This is a genomic window from Pseudomonas sp. 01L34 (assembly GCF_056400265.1).
Genome location: NZ_JBFTSX010000004.1, coordinates 305225 through 325519 on the forward strand (window position 1 = coordinate 305225; position 20295 = coordinate 325519).

Here is a 20295-nt window from a genome sequence, read left to right on the forward strand (position 1 = left end):
CAAGGACTGATTTAAGCGACGTCCCACTGGCGCATGCGCACCCGGCAATGCTTCATGGCATTGACGATGTGCTTTTCCACCAGCGCTTTGGAAATACCCAGGTGCTCGGCGATTTGCGGGTGTGACAGGCCTTCGATCTTGCGCAGCAGAAAGCTCTCGCGACACAGCCGTGGCAATTCCGCCAGTGCGCGCTGGAGCATGTCCAGGCGCTGACCGTGATCGAGGCTGTTGTGGGGCGAAGGGATGAAGTAGCGCTCTTCGCTGTCGAGCACATCCAGGGACTCGACCTGACGCAAGGCATTGCGTCGATGGTCGTCGATCACCAGGTTGAGCGCGGTGCGATAAAGGAACGCCCGGGGTTGTTCGATCGGCGTGTCGCTGGAACGCTCCAGTACCCGCAGATACGCGTCATGCACCACATCTTCGGCCACCTGGCGGTTGCCTAGCCTGGCGTTCAGGAAACACACCAGCTCGCGATAGTAGTTTTCCAACATGACTCCCGGCCGCACGGGGTGCGGTTTCTATCCTTGAACCAGATCTGCCACCGCCCAAGTAGGCAGTGGCACGATGATGGCGATTTCGAGTGTGTAATTTATAGTAATTCTCATATAGATTTAAAGCGCTGTTTCTATTTGCCTGCTAAATAGTGCTGTCCTATACCTTTGACTTTGTCTGTCACTCAAAGCCTCAACGCTTAAATTCCCCGCCCCTTCCCTCGTCTACAGGACAGCTCCCCGTGGCTGTCGGTCCTCCGACAGCGTTCAGCTGTCGCCAGGTTTGGTACGCCTGCTGAATGACGGGCCGAATCCTATTGGCCGGAACCCTGCATGAAACGTCCCCGTCACACCCGACGCGCCCTGCTTGTTGCCCTTTGTCTGATCCCCGTTATCGCCATCGCGGCCTGGCAGGTTTTGCCTGCGGGTCGTGACCGGTTCGCCACGGTCCAGGTCGCGCGCGGCGACATTGAAAGCAGCGTCACGGCATTGGGAACCCTGCAACCGAGGCGGTATGTCGATGTCGGCGCCCAGGCCTCCGGGCAGATCCACAAGATCCATGTGGAGGTCGGTGACGTGGTCAAGGAAGGCCAGTTGCTGGTGGAAATCGATCCCTCCACCCAACAGGCCAAACTCGACGCCGGGCGTTTTTCCATCGACAACCTCAAGGCGCAGCTGCAGGAGCAGCGGGCACAGCACGACCTGGCCCGGCAGAAATATCAGCGTCAACAGAACCTCGCCGCCGGCGGCGCGACACGGGACGAAGACGTGCAAACGGCCCAGGCCGAACTGCGCACCACCCAGGCGCGCATCGACATGTTCGAGGCGCAGATCCGCCAGGCCCAGGCCAACCTGCGTAGCGATCAGGCCGAACTCGGCTATACGCGCATTTACGCACCGATGAGCGGAACGGTTGTGGCCCTCGATGCCCGCGAAGGCCAGACCCTCAACGCCCAGCAACAAACGCCGCTGATCCTGCGCATCGCCAAACTGTCGCCGATGACGGTCTGGGCCGAGGTCTCGGAGGCTGACATCGGCCACGTCAAACCCGGCATGAGCGCCTGGTTCACCACGCTCAGCGGCGGTAACCGGCGCTGGAGCAGCACGGTGCGGCAGATTTTGCCGATACCGCCCAAACCACTGGATCAGACCAGCCAGGGCGGCGGCAGTCCAGCCAGTTCCAGTAAAAGCGGGACGGCCCGCGTGGTGCTGTACACGGTGCTGCTGGACGTCGACAACGCCGACAACGCGCTGATGGCGGAAATGACCGCCCAAGTGTTCTTCGTTTCCAACCAGGCAAAAAACGTCCTTACCGCGCCGGTCGCCGCCTTGCAGGGCGGCCCGCAGGCCGACAGTCAAACGGCTCGGGTGGTCGCCCAGAACGGCAGCATCGAGCAACGGACCGTGCGCACCGGCATCAGCGACCGCCTGAAGGTGCAGATCCTCGACGGACTGGCCGAAGGCGATCACCTGTTGATCGGCCCCGCCGACGGCAGCGGAGGTTGAATGCAAACGCCTCTGATCGACCTGCAGGACATTCGTAAATCCTACGGTGGCGGCGACGCGCCTGAAGTTCATGTGTTGCGCGGCATCGACCTGTCGATCCACGCCGGGGAGTTCGTGGCGATCGTCGGTGCTTCCGGCTCCGGCAAATCGACGCTGATGAACATCCTCGGCTGCCTCGACCGGCCAACGTCCGGCGAGTATCGGTTCGCCGGCGAAAATGTCGCGGCACTCGACAGCGATGAACTGGCCTGGCTGCGCCGCGAGGCATTCGGTTTCGTGTTTCAGGGGTATCACCTGATTCCGTCCGGTTCGGCCCAGGAAAACGTCGAGATGCCGGCGATCTACGCCGGCACCCCAGCGGCCGAACGCCACGCCCGCGCCGCCGCCCTGCTCGACCGTCTCGGCCTGGCAGCACGCACCGGCAACCGTCCGCACCAGCTCTCCGGCGGCCAGCAGCAACGGGTGTCCATCGCTCGCGCATTAATGAATGGCGGCCACATCATCCTCGCCGACGAACCCACCGGCGCCCTCGACAGCCACAGCGGCGCCGAGGTCATGGCGCTGCTCGACGAACTGGCAAGCCAGGGCCATGTGGTGATCCTCATCACCCACGACCGCGACGTGGCGGCCCGGGCCAAACGCGTGATCGAAATCCGTGACGGCCTGATCATCAGCGACAGCGCCCGCGACACCCCCGCCGTGCAGGCCTCGGCCAATCCCGGTGCGCTGCAAGCGGTGGATTTGCGCAAGCGGCTGAGCGAAGGCAGCGAGGCCACCGGTGCCTGGAAAGGCGAATTGGTGGATGCGATACACGCGGCCTGGCGGGTGATGTGGATCAACCGCTTCCGCACCGCCCTGACGCTGCTGGGGATCATCATCGGCGTCGCCTCGGTGGTGGTGATGCTGGCCGTCGGCGAAGGCAGCAAGCGTCAGGTCATGGCGCAGATGGGCGCGTTCGGCTCGAACATCATTTACCTCAGCGGCTCCGCCCCCAACCCGCGCACGCCGCCCGGCATCGTGACCCTGGATGACGTCGCCGCGCTGGCCAGCCTGCCGCAAGTCATGCGAATCATGCCGGTCAACGGCGCCGAAGCCGGGGTGCGCTTCGGCAACCTCGATCACCTGAGCTACGTCGGCGGCAATGACACGAATTTTCCGGCGATCTTCAACTGGCCGGTGGTCGAGGGCAGTTACTTCACCGAGGCCGATGAGCGCAACGCCGCAGCGGTCGCGGTGATCGGCCACAAGGTGCGCAGCAAACTGCTCAAGGACGTCGCCAACCCCATCGGCCAGTACATCCTGATCGAAAACGTGCCCTTTCAGGTCGTCGGCGTACTCGCGGAAAAAGGCGCCAGTTCCGGCGATTCCGACAGCGACAATCGGATTGCCGTGCCCTACTCGGCCGCCAGTGTCCGGCTGTTCGGCACCCACAACCCCGAATACGTGGCCATTTCCGCGGCCGACGCGCGCAAGGTCAAAGAGACCGAAAAGGCCATCGAGCAGTTGATGCTGCGCCTGCACGACGGCAAACACGATTTCGAACTGACCAACAACGCCGCGATGATTCAGGCCGAGGCGCGCACGCAAAATACGCTGTCGCTGATGCTCGGTTCGATTGCGGCGATCTCGCTGCTGGTGGGCGGCATCGGCGTGATGAACATCATGCTCATGACCGTGCGCGAACGGACCCGGGAGATCGGTATCCGCATGGCCACCGGCGCTCGTCAGCGCGACATATTGCGCCAGTTCCTCACTGAAGCGGTGATGCTCTCGGTGGTCGGCGGGATCGCCGGCATCGCCCTGGCGCTGATCGTCGGCGGCGTATTGGTGCTCAGCAAAGTCGCGGTGGCCTTTTCCCTGGCGGCCGTCATCGGCGCCTTCGCCTGCGCACTGATCACCGGCGTTGTCTTCGGCTTCATGCCGGCCCGCAAAGCTGCCCGACTCGACCCGGTCACGGCCCTTACCAGTGAATGATCGATCTATGAAACCGCAACTGAGCCTGTTGACCCTTTGCCTGCTGCTCGGCGCCTGCAGCCATCCGGCTGCGCGCCCGGACAGCGGCATTCAACCACCGTCGGCCTGGCAATCGCCACACGATGAAAGTGCCTCCCGGACGAGTCGACAATGGTGGACGCAGTTCGGCAGCCCGCAGCTTGATCGCCTGATCGAACAGGCCCGCGTCGGCAGTTATGACCTCGCCGCCGCCATCGCTCGGGTGCATCAGGCCCGGGCCGACACAGTGATTGCCGGCGGCTCGCAGCTGCCGGAGATCAAGGCCGGCATGAACGCCAACCGCCAAAAACTGTTGCGCGGCAACGGCTACAGCCAACTCGATGCCGACAGCAGCAATAAGGCCGTGGACTACTTTGACGCCAACCTCAGCGCCAGTTACGAAATCGACTTCTGGGGCGGCAAACGCGCGTCCCGGGACAATGCGCAATTCGGGCTGCGCGCCAGCGAGTTCGATCAGGCCACGGTTGAATTGACCTTGCTCAGCGGCGTGGCCAACAGCTACGCGCAAGCCTTGTCGCTGGATGAACAAAGTCGCATTGCCGCGCTGAACCTGGCCAACGCACAGAACGTTTTGAAACTGGTGCAGACCCGTTTCGACTCAGGCTCGGCCACCGCACTGGAACTGGCGCAACAGAAAAGCCTGGTGGCGGCGCAACAACGGCAACTGCCGCTGATTCGCCAGCAAGCCGAGGACGCCCGGATCAGCCTCGCCGCCCTGCTCGGCCGACCGGTCCAGCAACTGCCGCCCAGCCACGAATCCTTCGATCAACTGCAATGGCCTGCCATCGATGCCGGATTGCCCAGCGAACTGCTCAGCCGCCGCCCGGACATCGCCCGCGCCGAAGCGCAACTGGCCGCCGCTCAGGCCAACGTCACGGTCGCACGCGCGGCCATGTTGCCCGCCGTGACCCTGAGCGCCAGCATCGGCTCGGGCGCCAACACGGCCAACGACATTCTGCGCAGCCCGTTCTACAACCTCACCGCCGGGCTGATCGCGCCGATCTTCAATAACGGCCGCCTCGGTGCCGAGCGCGACAAGGCCACGGCCCGCCAACAAGAACTGCTGGAAGCCTACCGAGGCGCGATCATCAATGCGTTTGCCGACGTCGAAAAAGCCCTCAACAGCATTCGCGGCCTGGATGAACAGCGGCAGTGGCAACGCGAAGAACTGAACCAGGCCCAGGCCGCGTTCAACATTGCGCAAAGCCGCTATCAGGCTGGCGCCGAGGATTGGCTGACGGTGCTGGAAACGCAGCGCACGCTGTATGCGGCGCAGGACTCGAATGTGCAACTGCGGTTGTCGCGGTTGCAGGCGAGCATTGCGTTGTACAAGGCGTTGGGTGGGGGGTGGCAGGTGCTTTGATCGAGGTTATCCGTCACCAAAAACTGTGTGGCGAGGGAGCTTGCTCCCTTGCCACAAGTGCCTGGCTTACGAACTCAGCGGCTTGACCTTCAGATTCCGCGCATACCACGGCCGTTGCGGCACTCGCCGGAACAAATCCGCGAGTTTCTTTTCATCCGTACCGAAGGTAATGCGCAGCGCCAGCTTCATGGTTTCCGGGTCCATTTCCACCGACTTGCCGACCTGCAATCCCGGCGTAGTGCTGCAACCGTGGGTGCTCGGGCCGAGCCACGGATCATCGACTTCAACCCAGCGCCCCGGGGCGAACCAAGGCACGCCATTGACCTCAAGCCGACTGAGCTCCCCCGGATGGAAACGCTCGTGGGCGCGGAACCAGTCTTCCAGGCGATCGTCGATCCAGCCATGGAAGTGCCAGAACACCGGGTTCACGTGGGATGAAAACGGGTCACCGAGGAAGTCGTTTTCCGGCGCATACCAGCGCGCGGCAAAGTCCGCCGGATCCCGGGCGAAAGGCACCGGCTGACCGTTGGAAGGATCCCGTGGCACCGAGGCCCAGCGCATGTGCAGCCAGTCGTGCAGCCCCAGCTCGATCTCCGAACCGAACTGTCCCAGGGTCAGCTTCGACAGGTAACGCGGGTCGCGGTAACGGGACTCCCATACCTGAAAATTGCTGTGGTAGGTCTCGGCAGTCTTGATATCGCTGACCCACTGGGTGTACTCGGTGTCTTCGGCGGCCAGCCAGGTGGGCGGCAGCGCCGTGCCATCGTGATTGTCGAAATAGCGGGCGAAGCCCTGACGGTCGCGTTCAAGCTCCGGCTGCGGCATCGGGAAGCTCGACCAGGACGGCAGGTCCTGCATCGAACGCGCCGTGCCGAGCATGTGCCGGTGCATGAAGAAAAAGTCGATCCCCGAGCCGTTACGGTCTTTGCGCGGCCCCCGGGCATCGCGCTCATTGCCTCGCGGGCCCGGCTGCCAGCCGATGCCGCGCAAGGCGTCCTGTTGGTCCTTGGAGAGTTTGTGCCATTTGTCCCGCGAGGCGTGCCAGAGCTGGTGGAACAAACGGTGCTCGGGGGAAATCAGCCACGCCAGCAACGGCGGATTCAACCCCACACGCTCACGGGCTTCGGGAAACAGCCGTTTGCGCGCGACAAAACGATTGTCCAGTTCCAGCAAACCGAGCGGGCGATCCAGGCGCAGGATCCGCCCGCTGAGGGTGCCACTGCCGGCATTGCCGAAATCGGCCCAGACCTCATCGAACGTGACCGCCAGCTCATAAGCCGGCGCGCCGTTGGCCGATTGCCGATCGATCAGGCGCCAGTACAGCTGGCTGGCGTCAGGCGACACCAGGTCGCCGATCACCCGATAACGCGGCTCGGCTTCACCGCGTAACTGCTGCGCGGTATCGAGGCAGCCACGCAGGCCACGGCCGCGCTGAGCGATGTCGAGAAACAGCTCCAGCCCGTGCTGCGGTAAACCGTCGAGGCCCGCTTGCGAACCTTCGAAGCGGATATCCCAGATGCCTCGCAGCGAGTTGGCCAACTGCTGACCCGCGGTGTCCGCGAGGTCGACCGTCGCCTCGCCGGGGGTAATCGTCGGGTCCGGCTTCGTCCATTCGCGATGCCCATAATAAGCCGCAGGCACGGCAGCGCCAGTCAGCGCCAGGCCTGCCATGAACCATCGTCGAGAAATCGTCATTGCCCTACCTGTGTCAGCCATGAAGCAGGCTTTATCCAAGCTAGAACGTTTGTTGTGGGGGGAAATTTAAGCGTGCCAAACACAAGCCTTGTGGTGAGGGGGCTTGCCCCCGTTGGACTGCGAAACAGTCCTGAAACCTGCAACCTCGTTCCGCCAGGCAAACCGCATGCACCGGATTTACGACTGCTTCGCAGCCGGACGGGGGCAAGCCCCCTCGCCACAGGGTATCTCGCTGTCTCCTAATTTTTTCTGCCAGCCACTCGTTCCTCCCAGATAGCAAAGGCCCCTGCGCCTGCACCGGGGCGGCGAACCTGACAGAGATGGCAATGACAAAACCACGTTCGAAAAAGGCTCTCTACATCGGCCTGCCGCTGGCCCTGGCGATCAGCGCCGGCGCGGGCTTCGCAGTCTGGTATTACGGATTCACGGCCCCCCCCGGTTACCCGATCAAGGTCATGCAACAGGCCGACGAGTTGCACGAGCGCATGCTCTCCTTCGATAGCCACATCAGCCTGATGCAGAACTTCGGCACCCAGGGCAACGAAGCCGATAAGGACGGAACGGGGCAGTTCGACCTGGTCAAGGCCAACCGCGGACGCCTGTCCGGCGCGGCCCTGACGATTTTCGGCTGGCCGGAACTGTGGAATGGCGCCAACGCGCCGCACAAGCCCACCGCCGGTTTTGTCGAAGAGGCACGCAACCAGCAGGAGATCCGCTACAAGATTATTTCCGGGATGGTCCGTGATTTTCCCAATCAGGTCGCCATTGCCTACACCCCCGACGATTTCCGTCGCTTGCACGGCGAAGGCAAGTTCGCGATTTTCATCAGCATGCTCAATGCCTACCCGCTGGGCCACGACCTGAACCTGCTGGACCTGTGGACGGCACGCGGCATGCGCATGTTCGGCTTCAGCTACATCGGCAATAACGACTGGGCCGACTCTTCGCGCCCCTTGCCGTTTTTCAACGATTCGCCGGATGCCCTCGACGGCCTCTCGGACCTGGGCAAGCAAGCGGTACATCGCTTGAATGACCTGGGCGTGATCATCGACGTGTCGCAAATGTCGACCAAGGCCCTGGAGCAAGTCGCGCAATTGAGCCGCACGCCGATGGTCGCCTCGCACTCGGCGCCACGGGCGATGGTCGACATCCCGCGCAACCTCAGCGACAAGGAAATGCAGCTGATCAAGAACAGCGGTGGCGTGGTGCAGGTGGTCGGTTTTTCCCAATACCTGCGCCCGCTGACCCAGACCACCCAGGACAAACTCAACGAACTGCGCAAAGCGTTCGACCTGCCGCCCCTGCCGAACCTCGCCATGGCATTGATGCCGGGCGATCCGGTCATCGCTGCCTGGCCCGAGAAAAAATTCGGCCAGTACGCCAGCCGTCTCTACGCGATTCTTGAAGAAGAACCCAAAGCCAGCCTCAAGGACCTCGGCGACGCCATCGATTACACGGTGCGAAAAATCGGCATTGACCATGTCGGCATCAGCTCCGACTTCAACGAAGGGGGCGGCGTCAAAGGCTGGGAAAACGTCGGTGACATTCGCAATGTCACGGCGGAACTGATCTCGCGCGGCTACTCCGAAGCAGACATCGCCAAGCTCTGGGGCGGCAACTTCCTGCGGGTCTGGGATCAGGTGCAGAAAGCCGCCAAGCCAGCGCTGATTTCACAACAAGGCACGAGCACACCATGAGCGATCGTCGCACCTTTCTGAAACAGGCCGGGATCCTCGCCGCCGGCCTGCCGTTGACTGCCGGCCTGAACAACGTCGCCAACGCCACGCCAGTGCCCTCGCCGCCTGGGGACAAATGGGCACAGCTGCGGCAGCTGTTCGACCAGGATCCGGATTACCTGCATTTCTCCAATTTCCTGATCACCTCGCACCCAAAGCCTGTGCGTGAAGCGATCGAGATGCACCGTGCCGCCCTCGATAAAAACCCCGGACTGGCGATGGACTGGGACCTGGGCGTGATCGAGCAGCGTGAAGAAGAGGTACGTGTCTGGGCCGGTCGCTACCTGCAAGCCAATGCCAGACAGATCGCCTTGACCGGCAGCACCACCGAAGGCCTGGCGATGATTTACGGCGGCGTTCATGTGCGCCCGGACCAGGAAATCCTCACCACCGCCCACGAGCATTACGCGACCCACACCATTCTCGATCTGCGCACCCAACGGGACGGTACTCGGGCGCGCAAGATCAGGTTGTTCAAGGATCCGCAGACGGTGTCCAAAGCGGAGATCCTGGCCTCGATCGACCAGAACATCAAACCGCAAACCCGTGTACTCGGCATGACCTGGGTGCACTCCGGCAGCGGCGTGAAACTGCCGATCGCTGACATCGGCGCGCTGGTGGACAAGCACAACCGCAATCGCGCCGACCACGATCGCATTATTTACCTGGTCGACGGCGTGCACGGTTTTGGTGTCGAGGACTTGAGTTTTCCGGCCATGAACTGCGATTTCTTCATCGCCGGCACCCACAAATGGCTGTTCGGCCCCCGTGGCACCGGCATCGTTTGCAGCCGCAGTGAACAGGTCAAATACGTCACACCAATCATCCCGACCTTCTCCGAAGCCACGGCGTTCTCAACCACCATGACACCGGGCGGCTACCACTCGTTCGAGCACCGCTGGGCACTGAACGAAGCCTTCAAGCTGCATTTGCAATGGGGCAAGGCCGATGTTCAGGCGCGTATCCATGCGCTGAACAGCTACATGAAAAAACGCCTGCAAACGCACCCGCAAATCGAACTGGTCACACCCCTGAGCCCCGAGCTGTCGTCCGGCTTCAGCTTCTTCCGGGTCAAGGGCAAAAGCTGCGACAAGATCGCCGCCTGGCTGATGCAAAACCGCGTGATCGCCGATGCCGTGGAGCGCGACGTGGGCCCGGTGATCCGCACCGCGCCGGGGCTGCTCAACACCGAAGCTGAAGTCGACCGCTTCATCGCGTTGCTCGGCAAACAGCTCTGATCGCCAGCCCCGTGATTAATGTCAGTCAGTTAAGAAAAGCCTGCGCCAAGTGCAGCCCCGTGGCGAGGGGGCTTGCCCCCGTTGGACTGCGAAGCAGTCCTGAAACCTGCAACCTCGTTCTGCCAGGCACACCGCATATGCCGGATTTGCGACTGCTTCGCAGCCGAACGGGGCGATGCGGCGTTCCGACAAGCCCCCTCGCCACAAGTCTGGCGTTCACTTAACTGACTGGCATCAGCCTCCTTATTCCTTTCAACTTTTTATCGAGAGCAATGATGAACAGTGAGCTGCGTAGCTTTTCCCTGAAAACGCTCCCCGCACTGGCCTTCGCCGCCGTGGTTGCAGGCCTGCTGCCGGGCGCCGCTCAGGCCGCCGCCCCCGCCCCGCCCGGCAAAGTGTTCAAGGACTGCAAGGACTGCCCGGAAATGGTCGTGCTGCCCACCGGGACTTTCACCATGGGCACCCCGGACAATGAGGTGGGCCGCGAGCCCGACGAGGGTCCGTTGCACCCGGTGACCTTCGCCAAACCGCTGGCCATCAGCCGCTTTCAGGTGCTGGCCGGCGAGTGGGACGCGTACCTGCGCGACAGCGGTTACCTCATGCCCGACGGCGACACCCGGCCGGGCCGCGAGTGCAAGGCTGGCGTGCCGCGCTATGAACGCACGGCCAGGCATCCGGCGGTGTGCATGAACTTCCCCGAGGTCAATGCCTATGTGGCCTGGCTCTCGAAGAAGACCGGCAAGCACTATCGACTGGTCAGCGAATCGCTGCGTGAGTATGCCGCCCGCGCGGGCAGCAGTGGCCCGTTCCCCTTCCCGTTCGATGAAGGCAAGGAATACAGCATCGCCAAACACGCCAACACCTACGGCGCCGCCGATGGCTACAACTTCACCTCACCGGCGGGCAGCTTCCCGGCCAACGCCTTCGGCGTGTACGACATGCACGGCAACGTCTATGAGTGGACCGCCGATTGCTACAACGACAACTACGTCGGCGCACCGAGCGATGGCAGCGCCTGGTTGACCGGCGAATGCACCGCCCGGCGCATTCGCGGCAATGACTGGGGTGAAGCACCGGTGTTCTCGCGTTCGGGCAACCGTAATGCCACCTTCCCCGACACCCGTGGCGACTGGCTCGGTTTTCGCGTCGCGCGGGATCTTTGAGGCTCCCACCTCCTGTCGCATGACCTGCAACAAACCCGTGCGCGGCTAAATCGCCGCCCACGGGTTTCGTCTTTTAAGCAGCCAAACTCTTGAACCTTTGCCCTTTAGCGGCACTTGAAGCGGAAACTTCCATGACCTCAAAATCCCGCGGAGCCTTCAGTGAAGTCCTCGGCCTGCTCAGGCCTTTCCGGGTCATCGTTGTGGTGTCGATCATGCTCGGCATGCTCGGTGGCCTCAGCATCACCGCGTTACTGGCGACCATCAATGACGCGCTGAACGCCGCCGACACCCCGTCGACCCGGGTGTTGGCAACGTTTATCGGCCTGTGCGCGGTGGCGTTGCTGACGTCGATCCTGTCGGACATCGGCACCAACCATGTCGGGCAACACATCATTGCCGGGCTGCGTAAATCCCTGGGGGAAAAAGTCCTGTTGGCACCGATCGTACAGATCGAGCGCTTCCGCAGTTATCGACTGATTCCGGTGCTGACCCATGACGTCGACACCGTCAGTGATTTTGCCTTTTCCTTCGCGCCGCTGGCCATTGCGTTCACCGTCACCCTCGGCTGCCTGAGCTACCTGGCCTACCTGTCGTTGCCGATGTTTGCCTTGCTGCTGGTGGCCCTGGTGATCGGCACCGCGCTGCAATACGTGGCCCGGACCAAGGGCATCAAGGGTTTCCAGGCGGCTCGCGAAGCCGAGGACGAACTGCAAAAGCACTACAGCGCGATTGCCGCCGGCGCCAAGGAACTGCGTATCCATCGTCCGCGCCGCCAACGCATGTTCAGCCAGCGCATCGAAGGCACCGCTGATTTCATCTGCAACACGCACATCCGCGCGGTCAACACCTTCGTGGTGGCCAAGACCCTTGGCTCGATGCTGTTTTTCGTGGTGATCGGCCTGGCGCTGGCCCTGCAATCGCTGTGGCTGGGCACCGATAAAGCGGTGCTCAGCGGGTTCGTGCTGGTGCTGCTGTACATGAAGGGCCCGATGGAATACCTGGTCACCACCCTGCCGGTGGTCAGCCGCGCCAACATTGCGTTCAAGCGCATCGCCGACCTGGCGGAGCAGTTTTCCTCGCCGGAACCGCACCTGCTGCTCAGTGACAAAGACGCGCCGAAACCGGTGGTCGAACACCTTGAACTGCGCGACGTGCATTTCGCCTTCCCGACGGTGGACGGCAGCAAGCCCTTCGCCCTCGGACCGGTCAACCTGTCCATCGCCCAGGGCGAGATCGTGTTTATCGTCGGCGAGAATGGCGGCGGCAAGACCACGCTGATCAAGTTGCTGCTGGGGCTGTATGCGCCCCAGGGCGGGGAAATCATCCTTAACGGTAAGCCGGTCCTGGCGCATAACCGCGACGACTATCGCCAGTTGTTCACCACGATTTTCGCCGACTACTACCTGTTCGACGAATTGGTACAAGGCGAGCAGAACGTTCCCGAAGACGCCAACCGTTACCTGGAACGCCTGGAAATCTCGCACAAGGTCTGCATCCGCGATGGCGCCTTCAGCACCACCGACCTGTCCACCGGCCAGCGCAAACGCCTGGCCCTGTTGAACGCCTGGCTGGAAGAACGCCCGGTGCTGGTGTTCGACGAGTGGGCGGCCGACCAGGACCCGGCCTTCCGGCGCATCTTCTACACCGAGCTGTTGCCGGAACTCAAATACCTGGGCAAGACCATCATCGTCATTTCCCACGACGACCGTTACTTCGATGTCGCCGACCAATTGGTGCGGATGGAAGGCGGCAAGCTCGTCGCGCAAAAAAAACCGTTGGCGACCGCCTGAACGATCCACCGCCGACTACGAGAGCCCCGATGAACGACTTGATCGATGATGATGTACTGGCGCTGTTGCTGGCCGATGCCGGGGATCAACCCCAAGGGATAACTGCCCGCGCCAGCCAGCGCCCGGCGCCGCTGTCTTTCGCCCAGCAGCGGCTGTGGTTTCTCCAGCAACTGTCACCGGACAACGCCGCCTACAACCTGCCCCGTGTCATGCGCATCACCGGCCCCCTGGCGCCCCGGCGGCTGGAAACAGCCCTGAACAAGGTGCTTGAGCGTCACGATATTTTGCGCAGTGCCTTCGTCGAAATCGATGGTTGCGCCATGCAGGTGGTCGATGCGCAGGCAACACTGGTGCTCGGCCATGAAGACCTGTCGGGCCTGTCGGACGAAGCCCGCGCCAACCGGATCGCGCTACGTATCGAGGCCCAGGCCGGCATGCCGTTCGATCTGCGCCAGGCGCCGCTGATGCGGGCGACACTGCTGCAGATTTCGGTCGACGAGCATCTGTTGCTGATGAACATGCACCACATCGTTTCCGATGCCTGGTCCAATGCCATTCTGATGCAAGACCTGACACGGGCCTTTGCCCAGGCCGGCAGCGGCGATACATCACCCTTGCCCCGCCCGGCCATCCAGTACGCCGACTATGCCGCCTGGCAGCGTGGCGAATACCTGCACAGCGCAATCTGCGCCAGCAGCGCCGAATACTGGCAAGAGTATCTGGGGCAAACATTGCCGGCCCTCGATCTGCCGGTGGACTTCCCACGAAATGCCCGGCACAGCCACCCTGCCGGGCAGTATGACTTCAGTGTGCCCGCGCCCCTCGCGCAAGCCCTGAACCGCTTCTGCCAGCAGCAAAAACTGACGCCTTTCGTCGTGGCCCTCGGGGCCTGGCAATTGTTATTGAGCCGCTACAGTGGCCAATACGACTTTACCGTCGGCGTACCCAACGCCACCCGCAATCGCAGCGAAACCCAGAACCTGGTCGGCTTTTTCGTCAGCTCCCAGGTGTACCGGGCGCGCATTGATCCGCTGCTGTCCTGCGCAGACTTTCTCCAGCGGCTGCGGCGCGAATCGCTGGCGGCGCTGGACCATGGCGATTACCCGTTGGAATTGAGTTTCGACGCGTTGCAATTGCACGCCAGCGAACACGCCAATCCGTTGTTCCAGGTGCTGTTCAACTGGCGCACCGACACCGGGCAACCAGACCGGATCGACCTGGACGGGCTGGCGCTGGAGTTCCTCGGCGCGGGTCCCGGCCAGGCCAAATTCGATCTGTCCCTGGACGTCGGCTATTCGCTCGAGGGCATCAGCGCGAGTCTCGAATACAGCCAGGACCTCTACGCCCCTGCCACCCTCGAACGCCTGGCCCGGCACTGGCTGAACCTGCTCCATGCACTCACGGAAGATCCGCTGCGTGCGCTCGGCGAATTGCCGTTGCTGGCAAGCGACGAACGCCAGGTTCAGTTGCAGCAGTGGAATCCGCCCGCGTCAGCCATGCCTGAGGACGGCGTGCATCAGTTGTTCGAACGCCAGGCGCTGGCAACCCCCGATTCGGTGGCCCTGATCTTCAACGACCTTGAACTCAGTTATGCGCAGCTCAACCATGCGGCCAACGGCCTGGCCCACACCCTGATTGAATGCGGGGTCGGCCCCGAGGTGCTGGTGGGCATTGCCGTGGAGCGTTCGGCGCAGATGATTGTCAGCCTGCTGGCGGTGCTCAAGGCCGGCGGCGCCTATGTCCCGCTGGACCCCGATTATCCGCAGGAACGCCTGGCCTGGATGATTGAAGACAGTGGCCTGAGCGTGTTGCTGAGCCAGCGTTCGCTGCTTGATCGGCTGCCATCGATGCCCGGCGTCCAGCGACGCTGCGTCGACGACATCGATGTCCGGGGGACGCTGCCCGCACTTGACCCGCCCTGCCGCACCACCGGCCAAAACCTCGCCTATGTGATGTTCACGTCCGGCTCTACCGGTCGCCCCAAAGGGGTCGGTATCACCCAGGCGGCGTTGACCCGTCACGCCCAGGTGGCGCTGGAGTTTCTCGGCCTGAGCGCACAGGACCGGTCCCTGCAGTTCGCCACGTTCAACTTCGATGCCTTTGTCGAGCAGCTTTACCCGGCGTTGATCTGCGGCGCCTCGGTGGTGCTGCGCGGGCCGGATATCTGGGACAGTGAAACCTGGTACCGCGAACTGCTCGACAAACAGTTCAGCGTCAGCGACCTGACCACCACCTACTGGAACATGCTGGCCAAGGACTTCGCCGCTGCCGGTCAGCGCGACTACGGTGCACTGCGGCAAGTGATCGTCGGTGGCGAAGCGATGCCACCGGAGGGCGTGGCGGCCTGGGGCAAGGCCGGGCTCGGGCACGTGAAGCTGCTGAACACCTACGGGCCGACGGAAACGACAGTCAGCGCCACGGTGCTTGATTGCAGCGACTACGTGACAGGGCATATCGCCCTGCCCAAAAGCATGCCGATCGGCCAGCCTCTGGCCGGACGGGCGATTTACCTGCTCGATGCCGGCGGCCAGCCAGTGCCAGTAGGTGTCGTCGGTGAACTGATGATTGCCGGCGACCTGCTCGCACGCGGCTACTTCAAGCGACCTGAGCTCACGGCCGAGCGCTTCATCCCCGACCCGTTCGATGTTCAGGGCGGCGGTCGTCTCTACCGCACCGGCGATCTGGCGCGCTATCGCGCCGACGGTGTGATCGAGTATGCAGGCCGGCTGGATCACCAGGTGAAGATTCGCGGCTTCCGCATCGAACTCGGGGAAATCGAGTCATGCCTGCTGCGATCGCCGCAGGTCCGCGAGGCGTTGGTGGTTGCCCGGGAAGGCGCGGTGGGTTTGCAACTGGTCGGCTATGTCGTGGCCCAAAGCGACTCGCTGAGCGAACAGCAACAACTCGACCTGCGCGAAACCCTCAAGGCTGAGCTCAAGGCCAATCTGCCGGACTACATGGTGCCCAGCCATCTGCTGGTACTGGCCGCCATGCCGTTGAGCCCCAACGGCAAGCTCGACCGCAAGGCCCTGCCGCAGCCCGACCTCAGCCAGACGCAGCGCCACTTCATTGCTCCCGAAACGCCCCTGGAAAAGGCGCTCGCCGAACTCTGGCAAGAAGCATTGCAGGTCGAGCGTGTCAGCCTGGACGACAACTTTTTCGAACTCGGTGGCCACTCGATTCTGGCCATTCAATTCATCTCGACCCTTAACGCGCGCCTGGGCATCAAACTGGCGCTGCAACACATGCTGGCTCACCCCAATGTCCAGGCACTGGCCAGATTCATCGCACGGGAGCATCAGCAGCATGTGCAATGCGTGGTCGAACTCAATGCCTCGACAGCGTCGGCACCGCCACTGTTCTGCTTGCACCCCAGCGGCGGTATCGTGTTCTGTTATCAGCCGCTGGCGAAAAAACTCAGTGCCCATGCCCGGACCTTCGGCGTGATGCACAAGGGCTTTGCCGACAAAGACTCGAACGCTCAGACATGGGCCGAAATGATTGCCGACTACAGCGCACAGATCGTCGAGAAGCAGCCACACGGCCCCTACCGATTGATGGGCTGGTCATTGGGGGGCGCGATTGCCATGGACGTCGCCGCCCACCTGGAGCGCCAGGGCAAGGAAGTGACCTTCCTCGGCCTCGTCGACAGCACATTGCCCGAACATGCCTTGCCCGCCGACCTGCCGCGCAAGCCTCTGGAAGAAGACAACCCGAACCACCTCAGCGCGGAAAACGAACTGCTGGCAGCACTCGAAGTCTTCAACCTGATGTTCGCGCATCTGGAACCGGCGGCGGCGAGCTTCATCGCCCGGAACCCGACGGCCGACCTCAAGACCTTCTATCGCTGGGCCAGCGAACAGACGGCCACCGGCGAGCAAGAGATGATCGCGACCCTGGAAGGCATCAAGCAGGAAGTCATGAACGCCCAGGCCTATGCGATTCACGATCGCCTGGTGGACGCGTTCAATGCCTTCTCGCTGCCGCTGCTCAAGGTCAAGGCCAGTTGCTGGTGGTCGCTGTCGCATAAAACCCTGGAGCAAGTGCTGTATTCGGAACAACTGCTCAGGGCCCACAACGTGACAGGCCAATTGCACACCTCGATCCACTCACCACTGCCGCACCGCAGCATGATCTACACCGAGTCGCTACTGGAGTCGTTTACCGAAGTGTTCCTCGGCAGCGCGGGCGAGTCATGTAGCTGACCGAGCGACGGCAAAAAAAAACGCAGAAGCCATGGCTTCTGCGTTTTTGTTTGTACTTCCGGCAATACCGTAGCAGCTGCCGAGCAGCGCGAGGCTGCGAAGCAGTCGTAAAATCAGGCACTGCAGTCTGTCAGATACACCGTGCATTTAGGGTCTACGACTGCTGCGCAGCCGAACGCAGCCTCGCGCTGCTCGGCAGCTGCTACAAGATTAGCCCGCGCCCCTGGTAAAAGGGCGCGGGCCGGGACATTGACGCTAGTGCAAAGGACTCAGAACTGCGGTGTGTATTTCACGCTGAACATCACGTTGCGTGGATCACCGTAGTTGTTGTTGCCGTTGATCTGGTTGTAGGCCGCTGCGAAGTAGGTCTTGTCAAACAGGTTGTTGGCGTTCATCGCCAGCTCGATTTCCGGGGTGAGCTGGTAACCGACGCGGGCATTCCACACGGTGTAACCCGGAACGTTGACGGAGTGGTCGAAACCTATCGTGTGGGTTTGTGCGGTAAAGCCCAGGCCTGTACTCACACGGCTCCAGTCGCCGCTCAACTGATAATTGCCCCACACACGCAGCATGTGTTTAGGCGTCCACCAGCTGAAGATTTTGCCTTCGTTGTCAGGGTCGTCGAGGTATTTGGTGGTGTTGTAGGTGTAGCCGGCAAACAGTTGCAGATTGTCGATCACTTCGCCGCTGATTTCGGCGTCCAGACCCTGGCTGCGCACTTTGCCCGATGCCGTCGAGCAGAACCAACCGTCGCAGGTTTGCGCACCCTGCGTATCGAGAACGGCACGGTTTTCCTGGTCGTAACGGAACAGGGCCACGGAGGTATTGATCCGGCCGTCCATCAACTCGCCCTTGAGACCAATCTCGTAGTTACTGCCGATAATCGGTTTGAGTACCGCGCCGGCGGTATCGCGTTCGGTCTGCGGTGTATATACGTCGGTGTAACTGGCGTAGACCGCCCATTCGCGGCTCAGGTCATAGACGATACCGGCATAGGGCGTGACTTCTCCGGTTTCAGTGGCGGTGCTTTTTGGATCTTCTGTAATGCCGCTCGCGGTCTGGGTCGAAGACTTGTAATTGTAGTCGTACCAACTGACGCGCGAGCCGAGCACCAGGGTCAGGTCTTCAACAGGCTTGACCCGCCAGCTGCCGTACAGGCCTTTCTGGCGGATGTCGTATTGGCTGGGAGTCCCACGACCACCGGGGCTATTGATCAAGCCTTCGTAGCTGATCTCCGGACGGTTGTGATCAATGTCGAAGATATTGTCGGAGCTGTCATTGAAGGTTCGGGCGTATTTGTCGTCCGAGGTGTATTTGGAATAGTTGCCGCCCACCATGATTTCCTGCGGCATGGACAAGGCTTCGAACTTGCCGGTGAGGTTCATGTCCAGAGCGACTTTGGTGGAGTCCATGTCCGTCACGAAGTCCGCGTATTGCACGCCGCTGCCATCGGGATTGATGCCATCGCCGGTGGATTGCACCCGCTGGTTCTTCGCCTTGTTGGTTTCCGTCATGCGCACGGCGCCGATCTTGAAAGCCCAGTCATCGTTGAAACGGTGTTCCAGATCGGTGTAGAGCGTGGTGACGTCGATATCCGAATGGTTCCACTTCGCCCCGGTGTACGTGCTGCGCGGCAGGTCGATGGGTTTACTGTCGGAGTAACGCGGGAAGCCGCGGACATTCGCGCGCGATTCGCCGTCGGACTGGCTGACCGCCACGCCCACGGTGGTGGCTTCGCTCAGATCGAAGTCCAGCGCGCCGTACAGCGAGGTGGTCTTGTACCATTCGGAATCAACGAACGTGTGGGTGTCGTCCTGGTCGGCCACGAAGCGTCCACGAATGGTGCCGTTCTGGTTCAACGGCCCGCCCGCGTCCAGTTGCAGACCGTAGTGATCCCAGGAGCCAGCCTTGCCGGTCAGGGTCACGGTCGGTGTGGCCTGACCGCGCTTGCGCACCAGGTTGACCGCGCCACCCGGGCTGCCGGTGCCTTGCAGCAAGCCCGACGCACCACGCAGCACTTCCATGCGGTCGAAGAAAATCAAGTCCTGCGTGGCCCAATTGCCCAGCGCGTAAGTGTTGCGCGGAATCGGCACACCGTCGTACTGCCAGTCATCGATCTGGAAACCGCGCGAAGAGAGGATCAAACCTCTGCCGACGCCTTGGGCACCGACCAGTCCGGTGGTCTTGTTGGCCGCGTCCTTGAGATCGACGATATCCTGATCGTCCATTTGCTTGCGGGTCATCACCGTGACCGACTGCGGGATTTCCTTGAGGGTGTGGGTGCCCTTGCCGATGGTCACGGCATTCGAGGTGTAGGAATTTGAACCTTCGGTGGTCGCGCCCACCTGTTGCGCGTTGATGGTGGTGGCGCCCAGTTCCAGACCCTCGGTCGAACTGCCGCGTACCAGCATCAGCGTGTTGCCTTCAAAGCTGTAGTGCACGCCCGTGCCCTTGAGCAATTGGGCAATCGCCGCTTCGCTGCTCAACTTGCCGCTGACGCGTGTGCTGCGCAGGCCGGCCATGTCATCGGCGCTGTAGATCACCTGCTGATTGGTCTGCGTGCCAAACGCCTGCAACGCCTGGGGCAAAGGCTGGGCAGGAATGTCGAGGGTGAAGTCTTCCGCGTGGACCTGCGCGCTGAGCGGCAGCAGGCAAGCCATGCCCAGACCGGCCAACGAGCGACGCGAGCGCAAGGTTCGGGCAATGACCAAGGCCTTGAACAGAGGTTTCAACTCATGAATTGCTGACATCGTGCTCTCTATTTTTAATTGAAATGGATAGGATCCATGGGCAACCGAGTGCCCTGCCGCTGCCTGGACCTGTGAACCACCTGGATCGGCTGCCATCTCGGGCAACGTGTCGCAAGTCGATGACCGGCCCCTCCCCGGGCACGATCGTTTGTCCGGGCAGCGGTAAAAATGTGTACGGCTGGGAAAACCTGAGCCCAGTGGCTACCCTGCCCGGCTCGATTTATCTGCTTACGTAAGTAAGACGCAGCACCGCGCAAAAACCGGAATGAGTTTATTTATCATTTGCGCAAAAATTCAAAAAAAAGGCCGACGCATTGGGCGTCGGCCTTTTTTTCTGCTACT

11 protein-coding genes are annotated in these 20295 nt (G+C 62.0%); 8 read left to right on the forward strand and 3 right to left on the reverse strand.

Features of this window, described 5'->3' with window-relative positions; genetic code table 11:
- Positions 1-11: 11 nt before the first annotated feature.
- Entirely contained in the window at positions 12-494 is a 483-nt protein-coding gene (locus AC1DQM_RS13560; RefSeq protein ID WP_018925353.1) for a sigma-70 family RNA polymerase sigma factor, read from the reverse strand.
- Between the two features lie 333 nt (positions 495-827).
- On the opposite strand from AC1DQM_RS13560, the gene AC1DQM_RS13565 reads away from it, so the two are divergent.
- The 3 genes from AC1DQM_RS13565 to AC1DQM_RS13575 are packed head-to-tail and all read left to right on the forward strand — an operon-like array spanning position 828 to position 5376.
- A complete protein-coding gene (locus AC1DQM_RS13565) occupies positions 828-2000 on the forward strand; it encodes an efflux RND transporter periplasmic adaptor subunit (protein WP_138867974.1) in 1173 nt (390 codons plus the stop codon).
- On the forward strand, positions 2001-3974 hold the full coding sequence (locus AC1DQM_RS13570) for a MacB family efflux pump subunit (RefSeq protein WP_477746337.1): 1974 nt from the start codon (positions 2001-2003) through the stop codon (positions 3972-3974).
- A gap of 7 nt (positions 3975-3981) precedes the next feature.
- Positions 3982-5376 (forward strand): efflux transporter outer membrane subunit, encoded by a 1395-nt coding sequence (locus tag AC1DQM_RS13575; RefSeq protein WP_477746338.1) that lies wholly within the window; start codon positions 3982-3984, stop codon positions 5374-5376.
- 66 nt (positions 5377-5442) lie between these two features.
- Here the strand turns inward: AC1DQM_RS13575 and pvdP are convergent, their stop codons facing one another.
- The gene (pvdP, locus tag AC1DQM_RS13580; RefSeq protein WP_477746339.1) at positions 5443-7071 is read right to left on the reverse strand and encodes a pyoverdine maturation tyrosinase PvdP; all 1629 of its coding nucleotides are present in this window, start codon (positions 7069-7071) and stop codon (positions 5443-5445) included.
- A gap of 326 nt (positions 7072-7397) precedes the next feature.
- Between pvdP and pvdM the strand changes: the two genes are divergently transcribed.
- The 5 genes from pvdM to AC1DQM_RS13605 all read left to right on the forward strand — a co-directional run bounded on the left by pvdM (position 7398) and on the right by AC1DQM_RS13605 (position 17203).
- A complete protein-coding gene (gene pvdM, locus AC1DQM_RS13585; RefSeq protein WP_477746340.1) occupies positions 7398-8768 on the forward strand; it encodes a pyoverdine-tailoring dipeptidase-like protein PvdM in 1371 nt (456 codons plus the stop codon).
- A complete protein-coding gene (gene pvdN, locus AC1DQM_RS13590; protein ID WP_477746341.1) occupies positions 8765-10045 on the forward strand; it encodes a pyoverdine-tailoring periplasmic protein PvdN in 1281 nt (426 codons plus the stop codon). Before pvdM ends, pvdN begins: the two co-directional genes overlap by 4 nt.
- Before the next feature lie 275 nt (positions 10046-10320).
- Positions 10321-11208, forward strand: a complete 888-nt coding sequence (pvdO, locus tag AC1DQM_RS13595) for a dihydropyoverdine dehydrogenase (RefSeq protein WP_477746342.1) — start codon at positions 10321-10323, stop codon at positions 11206-11208.
- Positions 11209-11339: 131 nt separating this feature from the next.
- Positions 11340-12998 (forward strand): cyclic peptide export ABC transporter, encoded by a 1659-nt coding sequence (locus AC1DQM_RS13600; RefSeq protein ID WP_477746343.1) that lies wholly within the window; start codon positions 11340-11342, stop codon positions 12996-12998.
- A gap of 29 nt (positions 12999-13027) precedes the next feature.
- The gene (locus AC1DQM_RS13605; protein ID WP_477746344.1) at positions 13028-17203 is read left to right on the forward strand and encodes an amino acid adenylation domain-containing protein; all 4176 of its coding nucleotides are present in this window, start codon (positions 13028-13030) and stop codon (positions 17201-17203) included.
- A gap of 269 nt (positions 17204-17472) precedes the next feature.
- Here AC1DQM_RS13605 and AC1DQM_RS13610 read toward each other — a convergent pair whose 3' ends face one another.
- Entirely contained in the window at positions 17473-19953 is a 2481-nt protein-coding gene (locus AC1DQM_RS13610) for a TonB-dependent siderophore receptor (RefSeq protein ID WP_477746345.1), read from the reverse strand.
- Positions 19954-20295: the final 342 nt, after the last annotated feature.